This is a genomic window from Vibrio sp. Vb0598 (assembly GCF_033338935.1).
Classification (GTDB): Bacteria; Pseudomonadota; Gammaproteobacteria; order Enterobacterales; family Vibrionaceae; genus Vibrio; species Vibrio alginolyticus.
In genome coordinates, this window is the sequence record NZ_JAWOTP010000019.1 from 39416 (window position 1) to 59305 (window position 19890).

Below are 19890 nucleotides of genomic sequence, written 5' to 3' on the forward strand. Positions count from 1 at the left end.
ATGCAACTGAGCGAAATACTGTCATTGGACTGCACCAAAAGTGCGGTCCACTGCACGAGTAAAAAACGCGCCCTTGAAATGATCAGCCGTATCGTGGCTGATCAAACGGGCCAAGATTCTACCGAGCTGTTCGAATGCATGCTCAATAGAGAAAAAATGGGCAGTACCGGTATCGGAAACGGTATTGCGATCCCTCACGCGAGAATGCAATCAAGCGACAAGGCCATTGCTGTCTTACTGCAATGTGATGAAGCAATCGAATTTGATGCGATTGACAATCGACCTGTCGATCTTCTTTTTGCGCTCCTTGTACCAGAAGAACAGTGCAAAGAGCACCTCAAGACTCTATCCTCTATGGCAGAACGTCTGAGCGATAAGCAAGTATTAAAACTACTGCGTAATGCTCAGAGTGATGAAGAACTTTACGACATCATGATTCACCAATAAGCAGGACTAACTCCATGCGACTAATCGTTGTTAGCGGGCACTCAGGTGCCGGTAAAAGTATTGCGCTTCGTGTACTGGAAGACTTAGGTTACTACTGTGTTGATAACCTACCAGTTAACTTGCTGGACGCATTTGTTCATTCTGTTGCTGACAGCAAACAGAATGTTGCAGTCAGCATTGATATTCGCAATATTCCTAAAAAGCTAAAAGAACTGACGAGTACACTAGAACAGTTAAAAACTGAGCTTGATGTGACCGTGCTTTTCTTGGACGCCAATAAAGAAACGCTACTCAAACGCTACAGCGAAACACGCCGAATTCACCCGTTATCTTTAGGTGGCACCTCCCTCTCGCTCGATCAAGCCATCGAGCGTGAGAAACAAATTTTGACGCCACTCAAAGCGCATGCAGATCTGGTCCTAAATAGTAGTGGGCAGTCTTTGCATGAATTGAGTGAAACCGTGCGTATGCGCGTTGAAGGCAGAGATCGCAAAGGGCTCGTTATGGTATTTGAGTCTTTTGGTTTTAAATACGGCCTGCCTTCCGATGCCGATTACGTATTCGACGTTCGCTTCTTACCTAACCCACATTGGGAACCAGCACTACGCCCGCTTACAGGTCTGGATGCTCCTATCGCCGCATTTTTAGAGCAACACCAATCGGTGTTAAGTTTGAAATATCAAATTGAAAGCTTTATAGAGAATTGGTTACCTCTGCTTGAGAAAAACAACCGCAGCTACCTGACCGTTGCAATCGGTTGTACTGGTGGTAAGCACCGCTCGGTGTACTTAACTCAGCAAATCGGTGAATACTTCGCCAACAAAGGACACCAAGTACAAATTCGCCATACCTCACTAGAGAAAAACGCTAAGGAATAGCCGTGGAGTTAAGTCGTAAAGTATTGATTCAAAACCGCCTTGGCTTACATGCTCGTGCAGCAGTCAAACTGGTCGAACTGGCACAGAGCTTTGAAGCGGTCATCACCATCGACAATGAAGAAGACAAAACCGCCACAGCAGACAGCGTAATGGGCCTGTTAATGCTAGAGTCCGCTCAAGGACAATACGTCACGATCCACGCAACGGGTGGGCAAGCGGAAGAAGCACTGGATGCCGTTTGCCACTTGATCGAAGATAAATTTGATGAAGGCGAGTAGTTTACTCGCTTTTTTCTTACCTCCCATTATCTTTCTCTTCCCTGACCTAATAAATAAATTTGCTTAGTATCATAAGTTGTTATTAAAAGGCGCCTAGAATTAAGTTATTATTCAACGCATTGTAAATATCAGGAATTGGGAGGAATGAATGGCAGAGCAAATTGAATTCGACCAAGCTCACCAAGCCCTCCAAGAAGTCACAGAAGCGCTAGAAAATGGCCGCTTCGTCCATGTTCGTCGTCAATTACAGGACATGGAACCTGAGGATATCGCTCACCTTTTAGAAGCCTCCCCACGGAAGAGCCGTGAAGTTCTTTGGCAACTCACCGACCCTGAAGATTATGGTGAAATCCTTGACGAGCTGAACGAAGACGTCAAAGACAGCCTCGTATCCAAAATGGCACCAGAAGCGCTTGCAGAAGCGACAGAAGGCATGGATACCGATGACGTGGCTTACGTACTGCGTAGCTTGCCTGACAACCTGTCACGCGAAGTCCTGTCGCAAATGGACTCCTCTGACCGTCTACGGGTCGAAACCGCCCTATCCTACCCAGAAGACACCGCGGGTGGACTGATGAACACCGACGTCATCACAATTCGTGGTGACGTCGATGTGGACGTAGTTTTGCGTTATCTACGTATGAAAGGCGAGCTTCCAGAAGCTACGGATGCCCTGTATGTGATCGATGAAGAGAGTAAGCTCATCGGTGAACTGCCGATCACGACGCTTATTACCACTCAGCCAGACGTAAAAATCATTGATGTAATGGAAGACGCGGACGAGGCCATCACCGTCGATACTAGCGACTCAGATGTTGCGAGTCTGTTCGAACGCCGTAATTGGGTATCTGCACCTGTTGTTGATGAAAACTTGCATTTGGTCGGCCGTATCACCATCGATGACGTGGTTGACGTTATTCGTGAAGACGCGGAACACTCGATGATGAGTATGGCGGGTATGGACGATGACGAAGATACTTTCGCGCCTGTTGTAAAATCAGCTCGCAAACGCAGTATCTGGCTTGGCGCTAACGTATTAGCCGCCCTTGCTGCTGCTTCCGTTTCTAACATGTTTGAGGCCACATTAGATCAAATGGCGGCCATTGCGGTATTGATGACGATTGTTCCGTCCATGGGTGGTGTCGCTGGTAACCAAACCGTCGCACTAGTGATTCGTGGTCTTGCTCTTGGTCATATCGGTGACTCAAACAAACGCGAACTGTTAATGAAAGAAGCCTCGATCGGCTTACTCAACGGTATCATGTGGGCGCTGATTATTGGTGGTATTGTTGTTGCTTGGAAAGGTAACTGGATGCTCGGAGGAATCATTTCCGCCGCCATGCTGACCAACTTATTGGTCGCAGGTATTGCCGGAGTAACGATTCCAATCCTATTGAAAAAAATGAACATCGATCCCGCTTTAGCTGGTGGTATGGCATTAACAACGGTGACGGATGTGATTGGTTTATCTGTCTTCTTAGGGCTTGCCACAATACTGATTACCTAACAGAAAAAACGAAAAAGCCTGATGAACACATCAGGCTTTTTTGATTCTGAATTGCTAGAAAAGCTTATTCACCCGCCACTTTCATGCTATCCAGTAGGATAGAGCCCGTTTGGATTTGTGAGCGCGTTTCAATATCACTACCAACCGCCACAATCTTGGTGAACATGTCTTTTAGATTACCTGCGATGGTAATTTCTGATACTGGGTATTGGATTTCGCCATTCTCAACCCAGAAGCCTGCGGCACCGCGAGAGTAATCACCCGTTACCACGTTCACACCTTGTCCCATGACTTCTGTCACTAGAAGACCAGTACCGAGCTCTTTAAGCATTTGCTCGAAGTTTTGGCCTGTCGACTTCACGTACCAGTTATGAATCCCACCAGCGTGACCTGTCGGCGTCATCTTCATTTTACGTGCGGCATAACTGGTTAACAGATAAGTTGCTAGCACACCGTCGGTAATGATCTCACGGTCTTGAGTGTACACACCTTCACTATCGAATGGACTTGATGCCAAACCACGCAATACATGCGGACGTTCTGAGATATTGAACCATTCAGGAAGCACTTGTTTGCCTAGATGGTCAAGTAAGAAAGAAGATTTTCGGTACAGGTTACCACCGCTGATCGCCATAACGAGATGGCCAATCAAGCCTGTCGCAACATCAGCCGCAAACATGATTGGGTATTGACCTGTTTTTAGACGCTGCGCATCTAAGCGGTTAACCGTATTCTCTGCCGCCTTACGACCCACCGTTTCTGGGGTCCATAAGTCATCACGATGACGTGCCACGGTGTAGCTGTAATCACGTTCCATCTCGCCGTTTTGACCAACGCCAATTACACAACAGCTAGTACTATGGCGGCTAGACGCATAACTAGCTAATAAGCCATGGCTATTGCCATACACTTTCACGCCATAATGACTATCATAACTCGCGCCATCACTTTGCTTGATTGCTCTGTCATAACTTAGCGCTTCTTTCTCAGCGGCAATCGCCACATCGGCAGCATAGTCTGGATCGGGTGCGTCAGGGTGGAAAAGATCAAGCTCCGGGATCTCTTGCACCATGTATTCTTTTGCTGCAGGGCCTGCAAATGGGTCTTCAGATGTGTAATGTGCAATATCTAGCGCCGCTATAACGGTTTGCTCGATTGCCGCTTCACTTAAATCAGACGTGGAAGCACTGCCTTTGCGTTGACCTCGGTAAACGGTAATGCCCAGCGCACCATCGCTGTTGAACTCGACATTTTCTACTTCACCCATACGAGTTGAAACACTTAAACCAGTGCTTTTAGTAATTGCGACTTCGGCGGCGTCAGATTTTGCCGATGCAAGCTTTAAGGCTCTTGCGACGGCTTGCTCTAGCTCGGTACGTTGCTCAGCAACCTGCTGTTTAATATCCATTGTCTTTCACATCTTGTCTTTGATGAACAATAGGATAACAAGAATTTCGCTTTCTCCCCATGATTCTTGTTAAAATAGTCATAATATTAATCAAAACACAGGCAACTGAAATGGCACGTAAGAATCAAAAAGCGCCATGGGAACCAGAAGAAGAGATCATCTGGGTAAGTAAATCCGAGATGAAGCGAGACATGGAAGAACTGCAAAAGCTAGGTGAGGAGCTTGTCGGCCTCAAACCTTCAGTTCTAGAAAAGTTTCCATTGAGTGAAGATTTGCGAGAAGCAATTGCTGACGCGCAACGCTTTAAAAATGAAGCGCGTCGTCGCCAATTACAACGTATCGGTAAATTGATGCGTTACGAAGATCCAGAGCCAATCCAAGCCGCACTGGATAAAATTCGTAATAAGCACTCTCAATTAACGGCGGTATTCCACAAACTTGAAGCGTTGCGTGATCGCGTAGTGGAAGAAGGTGACAAAGCCATTGATGACGTAATGGAAATGTACCCAGAAGCGGATCGTCAGCGTCTACGCCAACTTGCTCGCCAAGCAGCGAAAGAGAAAAAAGCTGGGAAACCAGCAAAAGCGTACCGCGAAATCTTTCAGATCCTTAAAGGTCTAAACGAAGAAGAGTTTTAATTCGACGGCTCAAGCAATGAGCATTCGATTTAAACGCAAAAAGCAGACGTCAATGTCTGCTTTTTTTATCTTTGGTTTTACTGTCAGCGTTACACTAAGCGATTCACGCGGTCTCCGCGCTCGAAAGCGTTAATGTTCTCAATCAAGATTTCCGCTAAACGTTGGATAGATGAGTCGCTGCCCCATGCAACATGCGGTGTAAGTAACAAATTAGGTAAACTCATATTGGCAATCAGCGGATTGCTCTCATCAGCCGGTTCTTGTGTAAAAACATCAAAACCAGCCGCTGCAATTTCTTGCTGTTTTAAGGCATCCACCAGCGCGCTCTCATCCACCAAACCTCCACGCCCTGTATTAATCAAAATGGCGTTGGACTTCATTTGTTGCAACTCAGCTTGACCAATTAAATTCTGAGTACGATCGTTGAGCGGGCAATGCAAAGTCAGCGCATCGGAGCGTTTTAATACTTCCTCAAACGGCACATAACCTGGTCTACATTCTGCCGCCCCTTTACGCTCAGAAAACAACACGGTCATTCCTAACGCTTGAGCCAGATTCGCCGTCGCTTGCCCTAGTGCCCCACTACCAACAACACCTAACGTGCTACCACCAATATCCCCGATTGGGTGAGTAAAAAAACAAAACTGCTGGTTACGCTGCCACTCACCTGCGGCAATATCTTGGTGGTACCCAAATAAATTCCGTCTTAAAGCGAATAACATTGCCATCACGTGCTCGGGCACCGAACGCGTCGCGTAACCACGTACATTAGCAACCGCAATATCATGATTAGCACAGTAGTTCACATCGACGTTGTTAAAACCAGTTGCGGCAACCGCGATCATCCGTAATTTTGGTAGTTGCTCTAATACATGTTGGTCAAGCAGGACTTTATTGCTAATCACGATATCGGCATCTGCTAACCTTTCTATTACCTGCTCAGGCGCAGTTAGGTCGTACTCACGCCAGTGGTGCGGAAAGCCAGGTCGTGGGACCTCAATATGTTCTGGGATGGTCGCTCGGTCTAAAAATACGATGCTTGGCAAAGACATAACAACTCCTTGTTCACGGCTGAAAGACAGGATACATCAACCACAGTAACGAAATAGCCAAAAATAGCGAACTAGAAAGAACCGCTGTTGAGTGCAATTGGCATTAAGGGTGTGGCAACGTTTTATAATCAGGCAATGTACGCTCTGGCGAAAAATAGTTAAAGATCATCGCCTCGGCTTCAGAATAAAAGTCACAGGGTACAAAAATACTGCTCAGCTGATCCGTAGCTGGATGATAAAAACTTAGCTCCGCAGCGTGCAACTCTAAACGTTCTGAAAACTGATACGCCTCTTCGCTTGCATAAAACTCATCACCCACAATCGCATGACCAATCGCCATCAAATGCACGCGTAACTGATGCGATCGACCAGTAATGGGGAGTAACCGCACAACGGTTGTATGGGTGCCATCAGGGTGCACTTCACGCTTCACTACTTGGAATAAAGTTTGAGATGGTTTGCCGCCGTCAAAACATACTTTTTGTCGTGGACGATTTGGCCAATCACAAATTAATGGAAGATCAATATTCCCTTCTTGCGGCTCAACATGCCCCCAAACACGTGCGTAATACACCTTGTGAGTGAGGCGATATTGGAACTGCTTTTTTAATGCTCGCTCCGCGGGTTTGTTTTTCGCCAGCAACATCAACCCTGATGTCGACATATCCAAGCGATGCACAACTTGAATTTCTGGATGCAACTCTTTGAGGCGGCTCCACATGCTGTCGTAATGCTCTGCAAGGCGACCAGGGACAGACAGCAGCCCTGATGGCTTATTCACTGCCAGAATGTCGTCATCCTCAAAAACGATATCAACCCAAGGGTCGGTGGGAGGGGTATATTCAAGCATTGCCATGGGAGATCTCTACAAAATAAAAACGCCACGATTATATACCCAAATAGCACCCAGATGCAGGATTCTGAAGAAAAGTTCAACCCAATAAAACAAAGTCAATCCTTTAGCATAAAAACTAAAAATAGCACGTTGTAAATTTAGTTTGACAACAAGACGCATAACTGAATAGAGTGCTAGATGCACACAGCATGATATTCGCAAAGAATACTTAAAATAAATACACCAAAACACAGCATTTAAAAGACATTACCGTTGCGCAGTATAGGGCGTTCGCTCAGCTTGTCATGTACTGCGGTATGTATCTCTTTAGAAAGATACATAAGATAAAAAGGACAATAAGCAATGGACTCCGCCGTTATAGATAAACCCCAATCCAAACTTTCCTTATTTTTTCGTTCGCTAGGCCCCGGCATATTAATGGCATCTGCTGCGGTCGGTGGCTCTCACCTCGTGGCATCAACCAAGGCTGGTGCGATTTATGGTTGGCAATTGGCTGCACTGATTCTGCTCGTAAACCTGTTTAAATACCCTTTTTTCCGAGCGGGCATACAGTACACCATGGGGACAGGGCTGACCTTGGTTGAGGGCTACGCGAAATTAGGTCGGCCTTATCTATGGCTATTTCTATTTCTGAGCGTGGTATCGGCCGTCATCAATACCGCCGCTTTGTTGATGTTTAGCGCTAGCTTGCTGGGCTACTTCATTCCGTTTTCACTATCAATGGCATCACTCAGCATCATTGTGATTGTCACCTGCCTGATCATATTATTTGCTGGCCATTACAAAGCGCTCGATACGCTATCTAAGGTGATCATGTCGGTGTTAACCATCGCGACTTTACTCGCTGTTTCTATCGCCTTTGGTAACCCTGTTGAGCAAGTAGCCAACTTCGAGCCGCCGTCACCTTGGTCTATTGCGGCTATTGGTTTTATCGTCGTGACAATGGGGTGGATGCCTGCACCGATAGAGATCTCCTGTTTAACCTCAGCGTGGCTAAAACGCCAATCAAGCCAGCAAGAAGTAACATACCGCTCTGCTCTATTTGACTTTAATGTCGGTTATATTGGCACGGCGTTTCTTGCCATTATCTTTGTATCGCTAGGCTCTTTGATGCTTTATGGTTCTGGCGTTGCGCTTGAAAGCTCTGGCGTTGGCTTCTCCCACCAATTGGTTGGCTTATATGCGGCAACGATTGGCGAATGGTCTCGTTACTTGATCGCGGTAATTGCGTTTTTCTGTATCTTTGGCAGCACGATTACCGTTATTGATGGCTATTCGCGCGTTATTTCGGATTCTCAACGCTTACTGCGCTCGCAACCAGACACTAACCCTAAAACCACTTCAGCGATCATGCTGGTAGTCTCCTTACTTGCATTGGGTATTGTGGTTTTCTGGGCTTCTGCGTTATTGCCTATGCTGAACTTTGCGATGATCCTCGCCTTTATGACCACGCCATTCTTTGCTCTGCTAAATTACACCTTAGTGAGCAAAACTGAGTTACCTGAGCCTTTGGCTGTTGGACCTAAACTAAAGTGGTTGTCGATTGCAGGCCTGATTTACTTGTTTGGCTTCTTGGCTGTATTTATCTGGTGGAAGTGGTTGATGTAAATGAGGTAGCTATCAGTGATTAATGCATTCCGCATAAAGAAACTAAACCGTAAATAAAGAAAAAGGTCTTCAACTGAAGACCTTTTTTAATGAGCAATAAATACTTACTTAGTTGTGGCTCACCACAATCAAACGCAGCGAGTCGAGCTGAACCTGAGCTTGGTTGATGTAACCAGTGAGCTCTTTAATTTGTGCGTCGATAGCTTCAATTTCTTCGTCACGAATATTTGGGTTCACCGCTTTCAGTGCTTGCAAACGCTCAAGTTCTGCATTCAAACTGTGCTGCATATCTTGATGAGCTTGTTTGCGTACTTCTTCAACCTTCTCTTCAATAAGAACATCACCGGCTTCAATTAAGCGGTGTACATCTTTCTGTACCGACGTAACCAACTTGCTACCTAAGTGACGGTTTACAGGGCTGAGCTGGCGGTTAAAGCTTTCAAACTCCACTTGAGCAGACAAATCATTACCACGCGAGTCCATCATTAAACGGATTGGCGTTTTCGGTAAGAAGCGCGCGATACCACTGCGTTTTGGCGCTTGCGCATCTACCGCGTAAATCAACTCAAGAAGAATAGTCCCGACTGGTAACGCTTTGTTTTTCAATAGAGATACCGCAGACGTCCCCACCCCTTCACTCATAAGAAGATCGATACCACCCTGGATCATTGGGTGTTCCCAACTGATAAAGTGCATATCTTCACGAGATAACGCTGTATCACGATCAAACGTGATCGTCGCTCCTTCGTATGGCAGACCTGGGTAGCTTGGCACCATCATGTGCTCAGATGGGGTCACAATCAGGGCGTTTTCACCTTTATCGTCTTGATTCAAGCCAATCGTGTCAAAAAGAGAAAGTGCGAAGGTGACCAGATTGGTATCGCCGTCGGTTGATTCAATTTTCTCAACGATTTGTTGTGCTTTTTCCCCGCCATTTGAATGCATTTCTAATAGGCGATCACGGCCTTGCTCCAATTGGGATTTCAGCTCTTTATTCATTTTTGCTGACGCTTCAATGATCTCATCTAGCGTGCTGGTATCACCAGAGGCAAGAATTTCAATCAGATCATCGGAGTACTTATCGTAAACAGCACGGCCTGTTGGGCAGGTTTCCGCAAAAGCGTTCAGGCCTTCATCGAACCAACGTGCTAGGATCGCTTGCGATGTGCCTTTCAGGTAAGGAACATGAATGTCGATATCGCGATTTTGACCGATACGGTCCAAACGACCAATACGTTGCTCAAGCAAGTCTGGGTTGAATGGCAAGTCGAACATGACAAGTTGGTTGGCAAACTGGAAGTTACGACCTTCAGAGCCGATTTCGCTACAGATAAGAACTTGTGCTCCACCTTCTTCTTGCGCAAAGTAAGCCGCCGCTTTGTCACGTTCAAGAATCGACATACCTTCGTGGAAAACGGTGGCGCGGATACCTTCACGCTCACGCAGTGCTTGTTCCAATTGCAGTGCGGTACTCGCACGAGAAGCAATCACGAGGATTTTCTCGCTGCGCTTCTCTTTTACTTTTTCAAGCAACCAATTCACACGCGAGTCAAACTGCCACCAGCTCGCGTCATCGCCTTCAAATTCTTGGAAAATTTCTTCCGGGTAAAGGTTCTTCATCGCACGTGCTTCAGAACTCATCTTACCGCCAATCATCCCAGCAACACGCATTGATGTAGTGTATTGCGGTGGAATATCCATTGGCATCAGATGCACGTTACGCTTAGGGAAGCCTTTGATGGCCGCGCGCGTGTTACGGAACAGAACACGCCCTGTACCATGACGATCCATCAAGTTATCGATCAGCTCTTGGCGTGCCGACGCTTTAGCTTCTTCGTCCGCTTCACTTTCGATAATGCGGAAAAGTGGTTCTACGTCTTGTTCAGACAATAACTCAGTGATCTGGTTTTTTGCTTCATTAGGTAGCTTTTCACCGGAAAAGAGTGAAGTAATCGCATCTGCTACGGGCGCGTATTGCTCTTCTTCCTCAACGAATGCTTCGTAATCATAGAAGCGGTCTGGGTCCAATAAACGCAGACGAGCAAAGTGACTCTCACGACCAAGCTGCTCTGGCGTTGCAGTCAGTAGCAACACACCTGGAGTACGTTCAGCCAAGCCTTCTACCACTTGGTATTCACGGCTCGGTTTATCTTGGCTCCATTCAAGGTGATGCGCTTCATCGACAACCAGTAGGTCCCATTCACCTTCCAGTGCTTGTTCAAAACGCTTGCGGCTCTTGCGTAGGAAATCCAAAGAACACAGCACATATTGCTGAGTATCAAATGGGTTTTCTGCATCCGCAAAAGCTTCGATACAGCGCTCTTCGTCAAAGATAGAGAAATGCAGATTGAAACGACGCATCATCTCAACCAGCCATTGATGCTGCAGTGTTTCAGGCACCACAATCAAAATGCGTTCGGCACGACCAGACAGAACTTGTTGGTGGATGATCATGCCCGCTTCGATGGTTTTACCCAAACCTACCTCATCCGCCAACAAGACGCGTGGCGCGTGACGACGGCCAACTTCGTGCGCGATGTAAAGCTGATGAGGGATCAAACCTGCACGCATACCACATAGGCCACGCATTGGGCTCTTATGCTGCTCAAACTGGTTGGTTAGCGCACGGTAACGCAGAACAAAGTTGTCCATACGGTCGATTTGACCGGCGTACAACTTATCTTGAGGTTTGTTAAAACGAATTTGGTTGCTAAGGAAAATCTCACGCAGAACAACAGCGGTTTCTTGCGTGTCTTCACGAGTACCGAAATAGGTGTAAAGACCTTCATCTTCCAGTACTTCTTCTACTTTTAGAGACCAACCTTCTTGGCAATCGATGACATCCCCAACATTAAAGGTGACTCGGGTAACAGGTGCATCGTTACGTGCGTAAACTCGGTTTTCCTCTGACGCTGCAAACATCAATGTCACAGTACGAGCATCCATTGCTACAACGGTACCTAAACCTAAATCGCTTTCCGTATCGCTAATCCAGCGCTGCCCCAAAGCAAATGTCATGAATTGACTACCTCGTTATTAGTTCTTGATTCGTATTTCTTGTTGGTCTACTCATGCCCGTGGGCATGGATAATAGTTTAGATCTGATTCTGGCTTCTGCTATGCCGATAGCATTCGTCATTTCAGTATGAACTGAGTATTTTTTAAGTCAGCTCAACATGATAAATCGGACGTAGCCTATACGCAGAAAAAGGTCGCTAATCTTACTTGAAGCTGTGATTTAGGTCACGCCGAAACCGCACCAAGCAGAAACTTTTTTTCCCAAACTCTAAATGCAATCAAATTGTAAAATACTCATGCCAATTATTAAGTTGTAGAACGTAAATATTACGTATACTTCTAATGAGGGGCGTTTAAAACCATTGCATATGATTTAAGCGCGTTAGTACACGATTAGGATCAACACGGGTTTGCAGTAAGTTGTCTTGCTACTCGGTTGCACACTAGCCGACATCAGCCCGACAACCTCTATTGCAAGCAATCAGAGTTAGGTCACTTCACACCTATTTGGAAACGACCTAACAACTCGCATGCAGAGCCGTACTACGGCAAGGAGACGCTATGGGCGATACCGATCGGAAACTGTTTGTACTCGATACCAACATTCTTCTTCATGAACCCTTTGCCATCTTCTCTTTCCAAGAACACGATGTCGTTATCCCCATGACCGTGTTGGAAGAACTCGACCGAATCAAAGACAGTAAGCGCGACGTTGCAAGAGATGCGCGCGTGGCTATTCGCACCTTGGAAGATTTGTTTAAAGAAGCAACGCCAGATGAAATCTCTGAAGGCATTCCTGTTTCTAAAGACAACCCCGACCAAGGTACCATTTCCATTTTGGCGGATTTTGAACTGCAGGAAACCGTCAAAGCCTTCGCCGACAAAGCCGGTGACAACCGTATTCTCAACGCGGTGCTTTATCTGCAAAATAAACGTGCACCACGTGAAGTGGTACTGATCACGAAAGACATCAACATGCGTCTGCGAGCCAAAGGGGCTGGTGTACGCTTTGTTGAGGACTATAGAACCGACCAACTGATTGACGACATTCAATACCTAACCAAAGGCTTTCAATTGCGTGAAGGTGATTTCTGGAGCGGTATTGAGGAAGTAGAAAGCTATGCACTGGGCGGAAAAACTTACCACAAACTCAGTCGCGAACCCTTCGACCCAACCTTTATCAACCAATACGTTATTGATGAAGACAGTGACTTTGCTGGTCGCGTAGAAACCATCAATGAAGACAAGCTAACGCTTCTCGACCTGAGCCGCGAACGTCTAATGCATCGTAAGGCTTGGGACATCACACCTAAAAATATCTACCAGGGAATGGCGTTAGATGCCTTACTCGATCCAGAAATTGACTTGGTGATTCTAACGGGTGCGGCGGGTAGTGGTAAGACATTACTGGCAATGGCAGCAGCATTGGAGCAAACCATTGAAAAAAGCATGTTCGATAAAATTATCGTAACACGTAACACGCCAGATATCGGTGAATCCATCGGCTTCTTACCCGGCTCCGAAGAGGAGAAAATGATGCCGTGGTTAGCGGCGGTGACCGATACCTTGGAAGCGCTACATAAACACGATCACTGCACTGAAGGCTCATTGAAGTACATCTGCGATAAAGCCAACATTCAATTTAAATCGATCAACTTTATGCGTGGCCGTTCGATTCAAAATGCGTTTGTACTGCTTGATGAGTGTCAAAACCTCACTGCATCACAAATCAAAACCATCATCACCCGCTGTGGTGAAGGAACCAAAATCGTCTGCTCCGGTAACTTGGCGCAGATTGACTCCCATTACCTCACCCCAGTGACCTCTGGTTTGACCTACATGGTTGAACGCTTCAAGAACTTTGAAGGCAGCGCGAATATTCACCTTAACGGCGTGGTTCGTAGCCGCTTGGCGGAATTTGCTGAAGAAAACCTGTAATTGACACCGACTCACAAAGCAAAAGAGCGCTCTAATGAGCGCTCTTTTTATAACGATTCAACTGAGTTACTCAGTGCCACCCACTGTCAGTGAGTCCAGTTTCAAGGTCGGCTGACCAACACCAACTGGCACACTTTGACCTGCTTTACCACATACGCCAACGCCCTTGTCGATACTTAGGTCGTTACCGACCATAGAGACTTGCTGCATTGCTTCGATACCTGAGCCAATCAACGTCGCACCTTTAACAGGGCGCGTAATTTTACCGTTTTCAATCAAGTATGCTTCGGATGCAGAGAACACAAACTTACCCGAAGTAATGTCCACCTGGCCGCCACCAAAGTTTGGCGCATACAACCCTTTCTCGACCGTCGAGATTATTTCTTCTGGCGTATGTTCACCTGGTAGCATGTAGGTGTTGGTCATACGCGGCATTGGTAAATGTGCATAAGACTCACGACGACCGTTACCTGTTGGGTTCACATCCATTAACCGCGCGTTTAGCTTGTCTTGCATGTAACCTTTCAGCACACCATTTTCGATAAGCGTGTTGTACTGGCCGTTTACCCCTTCATCATCCACATTCAGTGAACCACGAAGGTCTTTTAACGTGCCATCATCGACGATGGTACACAGCGAAGACGTCACTTGTTGACCCATTTTGCCAGAGAAAACCGAAGATTCCTTCCGGTTAAAATCACCTTCTAGGCCATGACCTACCGCTTCGTGTAGCAACACGCCAGGCCAGCCAGAACCCAATACCACTGGCATCATGCCAGCTGGTGCTGCTTCTGCTTCAAGGTTGATTAACGCCATGCGAATCGCTTCGTCTGCGTAATGAAAAGCTTGTTTCACACCATTGCTTTCCGTTAAAAAGAAATCGTAACCGAAACGGCCGCCGCCACCAGCGCTACCGCGTTCACGTCGTTCACCTTTTTGTGCAAGCACACTAATAGACAAACGCACCAAAGGACGAATATCGCCTGCATAAGTACCGTCTGTTGCCGCAACAAGCATCTGCTCATGCACACCGCTGATGCTGATCGAGACTTCTTTAATCAATGGTTCTTTAGTGCGGATGTAAGCATCTAGAGATTTGAGCAATTCTGTTTTTTGCTGCTTTTCCCATTCAGCTAGTGGATTCACAGCGGCGTAGTACGCTTGGTTTTCGGTGCGTTTAAACGCTTGGACTTTACCATTCTGCCCTTGCTGAGCAATACCGCGCGCCGCCATTGCACTCTGCTTCAGGCCTTCAGGCTGGATTTGATCAGAGTAGGCAAAGCCGGTTTTCTCGCCAGTTACTGCACGGACACCAACACCACAATCAATGTTAAAAGAGCCATCTTTGATGATGCTGTCTTCTAGAACCAGAGACTCATGCCAGCTGGACTGAAAGTAAATGTCCGCATAATCGATCTGGCGCGTCGCAATGCTGGCAAGCGTGTCAGCAATGTCTTGTTCTGTCAGACCATTTGGGGCAAGGAGTGCCTGTTCTATTTGGTTTGTGCTCATAGTTAGCTCTTTTATTTCCGTCTCAATTCATTTTGAAAGCGACTGTGTTGAGTCAGCGGCATATTCTGCCTTACTTGTTGGCTTTGTGACAAATCTATCTCTGTCACCAATAAGCCTACTTCATCCTGAAGCTGTTTATGGATACGTCCCCAAGGGTCAACGACCATTGAGTGTCCCCATGTTTTTCGTCCACATGGATGCGTTCCAGTTTGTCCGCTTGCCAAAATCCAACATTGTGTCTCAATCGCTCTAGCTCGCAATAGTATTTCCCAGTGAGCTTGCCCCGTCACAGCGGTAAACGCAGCGGGCACCACAATGATATCCGCCCCTTCTTGACGTAATACTTTATAAAGTTCTGGGAAACGTAAATCATAACAAATGCTCAATCCAACACTGCCGATATCAGTTTCCGCAACGACTATTTGATTACCCGCCATAAACGTATCCGACTCACGATAACTACCATAACCATCGGCTACGTCGACATCAAACATGTGCAGTTTGTCATAGTGAGCAATGCATTTACCGTGCGGCGGTAATACCAGTGTTGTGGTCGTGACACCTTTTGCGGTTTGAATGGGCATGCTTCCGACAATCAGTGTTAACTGGTTCTTTTTTGCGATTTCACAGAGCCGCTGTTGAATCATGCCACTACCAAGTGGCTCTGCATGTTGATGATAAGCTTCGCGACTGGCAAATAGCACTGTATTTTCAGGAGTAAGAACAAGTTTGGCACCTTGCTTGCTCGCTAAAGCACACTGTTTTTCAATGAAGTCCAAATTCACGTTAATATCCGGACCCGAAGTCATTTGAATAATGCCAACACGTTCCATGTGTTTCCTCCCTATTCCATTATATTCGGTGAGTTATTTGGCCTGTTCACGCAGTTTTTCTGGTAGCTTATATTCACCTTTACTTCGCGAAATTTCTTTCACCGTTGGTGAATCTAGTGGGCCTTTCACTTCATAATTGACTTGAGTGAAGACCTCTACCACCGGAGATATCACCGTAGAGATGGCCAAGACATACAAAGCAGTTTGAGGCGCAACGGCAAACGCGGTCAGCATTGGTAGGCCTGATGTGATGTCTGGTGTGAATTTCACTTCCGCATCAACCATTCTGCTGTTCATATTAGCGATGCCGCGGATTTGCATTTCCCCTGCTAACGCATCCATTACGATATCATTGGTGATAAACACACCGTCTTGGATTTTGCCCGTTCCCGTGATCGAGTTGAATGCCATGCCTTTATCGAATACGTCGGTAAAGTCGAGCTGCATCTTACGGATGATAGAATCCAAGCTAAACAAGCCTAACAAGCGTGCCGCACCACTAACTTCACTGATCACGCCTTTACCAAATTCCGTTGAGACGTTTCCTTGCAAGGTTTGTGTCTTCATTGACCAAGGTGCGCCGTCCCATTCCATATTGGCATTGATCTCAAATGGTGCTTGTTGAATGCCTGATGTAATACCAAAGCGCTCCATAAGATCGGTGTTGTTATCACCTTTCATTTTCATGGTTAAGTTGGAATGACTACTCTCTTTCGTCAGGTCCCACCAACCACTCATATCAATGCGGTTTTTGCCGCTACTAAAGGTGATATTTTTCCACTCCAAGCGGTTCTCGCGACGCTGCAAATCAACATTAACTTTGCCCACTTTGTAACCTTGCAGCCAAAAATCATCGATGTTCAAAGTTAAGTTTGGCATCTCTGCGTGAAACTTGCGGTCAAAATTGGTAATCAAAGGTGCGTTTTGATCTTCACTCGCAAAGATTGAACTGCGCTCTTTGGTCATCTCTTCAAACCCTGGGATGTACAGATGCAAGTGCTCTAGAGAGACCGATAGATCATAGGGTTTCAGATAGTTAGCTTTCCCTTTAACCTCTTGACTGTCCACCTCGAGTTGCCAACTCAAATTTTTCTTGCTTGCTGAAAAATCCACATCATGAAACTCAATCCCACCGAGCTGTAAGTTTGGCGTTTCAACTTCAATGCGTGTCGGCAATGGAATGGTCGGCGTTTTCATGCTTGCCAAAACAGACGATGAAGGCTTGCTCTCAGAGACCTGCGCAAGCTCCGCCCATTGGTCTAAATTCAGTTCTTCGACACGCACCGAAGCATCGTGCCCGACAATAGGACTAATCCGGAAGCCACCTTTGCCAACCATTAAATGAGTCGCAGTCAGAACCGGGACATCGCCAGCGATATCTATCTCAGTTTGATACTTCACATTTGGGATCTGTAGTCGTGCTGAAATACTCTCTTGGTTGCCGGATGCTTGCAGTTTCGCTTGCCCAGACTCACCAATTTTTTTCGCTAAAGGATAAGGATATTGACTAGCCAGACGATTTAGCTGCGCCAGCACTTCAAGCTGATAAGTGAAACCAACATCATTGAGTTGCAAGTCAATATCCATTTGCCACGGCGCATGGCCAGAAACAAGGTTTAACCAACGCTCACCGACATAGGGTTTGAGCGGCTCGACATCCCAATCTCCTAGTGTATTAATTGTCACGTTGTAGCCTTGCTCCGCACTCTCTCCATGGAAATCAAGAGAGATAGGCTGTTGTAATAATTCGGCCGACAAACCCGATGTGGTAACCACATCATTGTCGAAGGTGATACGTCCTGTGGCGTTTTCAAGCGTCATTGGCGGCGCTTCAATATCAACACGATTTTCTGTTAAATCGGCATAACCCCAAGCGCGAGACTCTTTTTCAAAATCAAACGGTATGTTGAGTTGAAACTCAGAGTAAACGGGCCCACTCACTTGCAGCGCTGTCAATGCGGCACCGACTGAATCCACTAATGGCGTCGCCATCATGTAGTCACGGACTTCATTACCCGGCGCGCTTGCTTTCGCTTCAATCTCGATGTGTCCACCTTCTGCCAACTCAGGGATTCGCCCAGTGATACGCTTGGCATGAACGCCATTTAGTGTGGCTGATTTTGAATCCAAATACATGGCATCATTTTCAAACAGCAAGTCTAGCTGCAAATCCGTGATGGTTGGCCATGCCGTATCAAAGCTAAATTTCGCGTCTTTTAATCCAACCCAAGCTTGGAACATGCCATTATGTTCTTTGTAAGGAAAATCACCTAACTCGCCATACCACAACAATTTCGCTGTGTTCACTTTACCGCCCTGAATCGCGGTCGAAAGATAGTCGGTCAAGTCTTGTCCAAGTGCCAGAGTCGGTAGATAGCGCCATGTCTCACCCGCGTTGTAGAGATCCGCTTCGGCATAGAACGATAAAAATGGGCTTTGTTCTTTTGGAAAATCAAGACGGAATGCCCCCAGGACTTGAAGATCAGGCGTTGCTGCCGTCACTTTGTCCGACCACAAGCGCCAGCCGCTCTCATCTTGCTGCCAGATAATATCGACTTCACCTTGTTTGATATTCAGCGGAGCTTGGAATACATCGCCGTACGGAAATACATCATCAATGACGGTGACTTTTGCTTTAGCTTGATTCACATCCCCCGATACGCTGCCCTGTACGTGATGAAACCCGGGTAGGAGCTCCCATTGTGTCATCGCGAGTTCATCCAGTTCAGCCGAGTAGCGTAAGGTGTCTAAACCGCCGTTCATTGACAATCGGACATCTTCGACCCGACCTTTCGGTGCTAGTTTGTTAATAAGGTCACTGGTCGACTCTGACTCTGGAGCCAACTTGATGAGCGGAATGAGTGCTTCGATGTCGATTTGAGAGAGATTGAGCATCCAGCCGTTTGGTTGCCAATCAAACGCGACGTCTAGCTCTGGCCAAGGGGTGTTGTCGGTTCTGATCTGAAGTGAGTGGCCATTTACTTTCCAGCCTTGTCTATCTGGTCGAAGATTGAAAATTCCAGACTCAATAAACAGCTCATGATGTCCATCTTCATTCCACACCAACTCGGAAGGCAGTAATTCAACATAAGCATCATGCGGTTGGCTATGTTTGAGCGTTAGCCAAGTATTTAAGCTGACTTTACCCGACTCTGCTCCTGACTCTTCTTGCATGTAAGTGGTCAGCCAAGGTGTGACCGAGACATCTTGAGCACTCACGTAAAACTCACCAGATACATCGCGCAACGAGCCATGATCTTTAAAGTTAGCGCTTACTAACAATGAGTTCAGGCGAACATCGGCAATGCTAACCGTGCCCTCGGCTACGTGACGCTTCCCTTGATTACTCCAACGAAGCTGCTCAATATCTAAACGGCGAGTTTCACCTGACACAGACTTATACCAAATCCGTGAATCGCTAATAGTGAAGTCTTCGAACTGACGTAAAAGAAGTGAGTCGAGTTGGTCAATGAGTTTCACTTCGCTCTTATCCACTTCAGGCTTCGGATCTTGACGATGAGAAGTCGGCAGAATGTCTACCGTGTGAATGTCTAAAGCGAGGTTATGAATGGTAAGGTCTGCAACTACAGGTTTAAGTTGAAAAAGAGATTGAATAAGGTCGAACTCAATTTGGACTTCTTCAACAGCGAAGCGTGCATCTTGCACGTTTGGTAGATTTGCCTCTAAACCCAGTAACGCGATTGAGGGATGATTATTGCGCCACGTCCCTGCGACATTGGCAATAGAAACGTCAAAACCTGTGCCTTGCTTGACCCAGGTTTTGATCTCATCTTGGAAATGGTTAAGTTGCGGCAATGTGACGCGCAGCGTGGTCACTAATATGGCTAATAACACCAATACAGTAACTAAACTCCACGCACAAAAACGCCCAAAACGGTTAACACCAGAATTCACAA

At 46.5% G+C, this 19890-nt stretch carries 14 protein-coding genes; 7 read left to right on the forward strand and 7 right to left on the reverse strand.

Translation table 11 applies throughout. The features are described 5' to 3' along the window. The 4 genes from ptsN (at position 1) to mgtE (ending at position 3110) form a co-directional block, all read left to right on the forward strand. Positions 1 to 447: a PTS IIA-like nitrogen regulatory protein PtsN gene (gene ptsN, locus R7Q38_RS17700; protein WP_005381116.1), complete on the forward strand. Its 447-nt coding sequence runs from the start codon at positions 1 to 3 to the stop codon at positions 445 to 447. A gap of 14 nt (positions 448 to 461) precedes the next feature. Next, a complete protein-coding gene (gene rapZ, locus R7Q38_RS17705) occupies positions 462 to 1325 on the forward strand; it encodes an RNase adapter RapZ (protein ID WP_005381118.1) in 864 nt (287 codons plus the stop codon). A gap of 2 nt (positions 1326 to 1327) precedes the next feature. Then, on the forward strand, positions 1328 to 1603 hold the full coding sequence (locus tag R7Q38_RS17710; protein WP_005381120.1) for an HPr family phosphocarrier protein: 276 nt from the start codon (positions 1328 to 1330) through the stop codon (positions 1601 to 1603). 148 nt (positions 1604 to 1751) lie between these two features. Then, entirely contained in the window at positions 1752 to 3110 is a 1359-nt protein-coding gene (gene mgtE, locus R7Q38_RS17715; RefSeq protein ID WP_005381121.1) for a magnesium transporter, read from the forward strand. 64 nt (positions 3111 to 3174) lie between these two features. Here mgtE and pmbA read toward each other — a convergent pair whose 3' ends face one another. Beyond that, positions 3175 to 4518, reverse strand: coding sequence for a metalloprotease PmbA (gene pmbA, locus R7Q38_RS17720; RefSeq protein WP_238843935.1), 1344 nt, complete (start codon positions 4516 to 4518; stop codon positions 3175 to 3177). Between the two features lie 110 nt (positions 4519 to 4628). Between pmbA and yjgA the strand changes: the two genes are divergently transcribed. After that, positions 4629 to 5156 carry a ribosome biogenesis factor YjgA gene (gene yjgA / locus R7Q38_RS17725; RefSeq protein WP_005381124.1) on the forward strand — a complete coding sequence of 176 codons (528 nt, stop codon included), beginning with the start codon at positions 4629 to 4631 and terminating at the stop codon, positions 5154 to 5156. 89 nt (positions 5157 to 5245) lie between these two features. Here yjgA and R7Q38_RS17730 read toward each other — a convergent pair whose 3' ends face one another. Both R7Q38_RS17730 and rluA read right to left on the reverse strand, forming a co-directional pair. Then, complete coding sequence (locus R7Q38_RS17730; RefSeq protein ID WP_151514342.1) at positions 5246 to 6208, reverse strand: D-2-hydroxyacid dehydrogenase; 963 nt, start codon at positions 6206 to 6208, stop codon at positions 5246 to 5248. 103 nt (positions 6209 to 6311) lie between these two features. After that, the gene (rluA, locus tag R7Q38_RS17735) at positions 6312 to 7064 is read right to left on the reverse strand and encodes a bifunctional tRNA pseudouridine(32) synthase/23S rRNA pseudouridine(746) synthase RluA (RefSeq protein WP_239938514.1); all 753 of its coding nucleotides are present in this window, start codon (positions 7062 to 7064) and stop codon (positions 6312 to 6314) included. 342 nt (positions 7065 to 7406) lie between these two features. Between rluA and R7Q38_RS17740 the strand changes: the two genes are divergently transcribed. After that, on the forward strand, positions 7407 to 8672 hold the full coding sequence (locus R7Q38_RS17740) for a divalent metal cation transporter (RefSeq protein WP_318114305.1): 1266 nt from the start codon (positions 7407 to 7409) through the stop codon (positions 8670 to 8672). A gap of 108 nt (positions 8673 to 8780) precedes the next feature. Here the strand turns inward: R7Q38_RS17740 and rapA are convergent, their stop codons facing one another. Next, positions 8781 to 11690: an RNA polymerase-associated protein RapA gene (rapA, locus tag R7Q38_RS17745; RefSeq protein WP_005381132.1), complete on the reverse strand. Its 2910-nt coding sequence runs from the start codon at positions 11688 to 11690 to the stop codon at positions 8781 to 8783. 561 nt (positions 11691 to 12251) lie between these two features. Between rapA and R7Q38_RS17750 the strand changes: the two genes are divergently transcribed. Continuing rightward, positions 12252 to 13628, forward strand: a complete 1377-nt coding sequence (locus R7Q38_RS17750; RefSeq protein WP_005381133.1) for a PhoH family protein — start codon at positions 12252 to 12254, stop codon at positions 13626 to 13628. A gap of 66 nt (positions 13629 to 13694) precedes the next feature. Here R7Q38_RS17750 and tldD read toward each other — a convergent pair whose 3' ends face one another. Genes tldD through R7Q38_RS17765 form a run of 3 tightly spaced genes read right to left on the reverse strand, consistent with a single transcriptional unit; the run spans position 13695 to position 19888 of the window. Beyond that, positions 13695 to 15140 (reverse strand): metalloprotease TldD, encoded by a 1446-nt coding sequence (gene tldD / locus R7Q38_RS17755; protein ID WP_151514346.1) that lies wholly within the window; start codon positions 15138 to 15140, stop codon positions 13695 to 13697. 11 nt (positions 15141 to 15151) lie between these two features. Continuing rightward, positions 15152 to 15973 (reverse strand): carbon-nitrogen hydrolase family protein, encoded by an 822-nt coding sequence (locus tag R7Q38_RS17760; protein WP_158156919.1) that lies wholly within the window; start codon positions 15971 to 15973, stop codon positions 15152 to 15154. Between the two features lie 33 nt (positions 15974 to 16006). After that, on the reverse strand, positions 16007 to 19888 hold the full coding sequence (locus tag R7Q38_RS17765) for a YhdP family protein (RefSeq protein ID WP_154205006.1): 3882 nt from the start codon (positions 19886 to 19888) through the stop codon (positions 16007 to 16009). Positions 19889 to 19890 lie beyond the last annotated feature (2 nt).

Bases quoted from the DNA above. Each gene is read 5' to 3' on its own strand.
- pmbA (WP_238843935.1), bottom strand. From the start codon at position 4,518: ATGGATATTAAACAGCAGGTTGCTGAGCAACGTACCGAGCTAGAGCAA.
- ptsN (WP_005381116.1), top strand. From the start codon at position 1: ATGCAACTGAGCGAAATACTGTCATTGGACTGCACCAAAAGTGCGGTC.
- R7Q38_RS17750 (WP_005381133.1), top strand. From the start codon at position 12,252: ATGGGCGATACCGATCGGAAACTGTTTGTACTCGATACCAACATTCTT.
- rapA (WP_005381132.1), bottom strand. From the start codon at position 11,690: ATGACATTTGCTTTGGGGCAGCGCTGGATTAGCGATACGGAAAGCGAT.
- yjgA (WP_005381124.1), top strand. From the start codon at position 4,629: ATGGCACGTAAGAATCAAAAAGCGCCATGGGAACCAGAAGAAGAGATC.
- R7Q38_RS17740 (WP_318114305.1), top strand. From the start codon at position 7,407: ATGGACTCCGCCGTTATAGATAAACCCCAATCCAAACTTTCCTTATTT.
- rapZ (WP_005381118.1), top strand. From the start codon at position 462: ATGCGACTAATCGTTGTTAGCGGGCACTCAGGTGCCGGTAAAAGTATT.
- R7Q38_RS17730 (WP_151514342.1), bottom strand. From the start codon at position 6,208: ATGTCTTTGCCAAGCATCGTATTTTTAGACCGAGCGACCATCCCAGAA.
- mgtE (WP_005381121.1), top strand. From the start codon at position 1,752: ATGGCAGAGCAAATTGAATTCGACCAAGCTCACCAAGCCCTCCAAGAA.
- tldD (WP_151514346.1), bottom strand. From the start codon at position 15,140: ATGAGCACAAACCAAATAGAACAGGCACTCCTTGCCCCAAATGGTCTG.
- R7Q38_RS17760 (WP_158156919.1), bottom strand. From the start codon at position 15,973: ATGGAACGTGTTGGCATTATTCAAATGACTTCGGGTCCGGATATTAAC.
- rluA (WP_239938514.1), bottom strand. From the start codon at position 7,064: ATGGCAATGCTTGAATATACCCCTCCCACCGACCCTTGGGTTGATATC.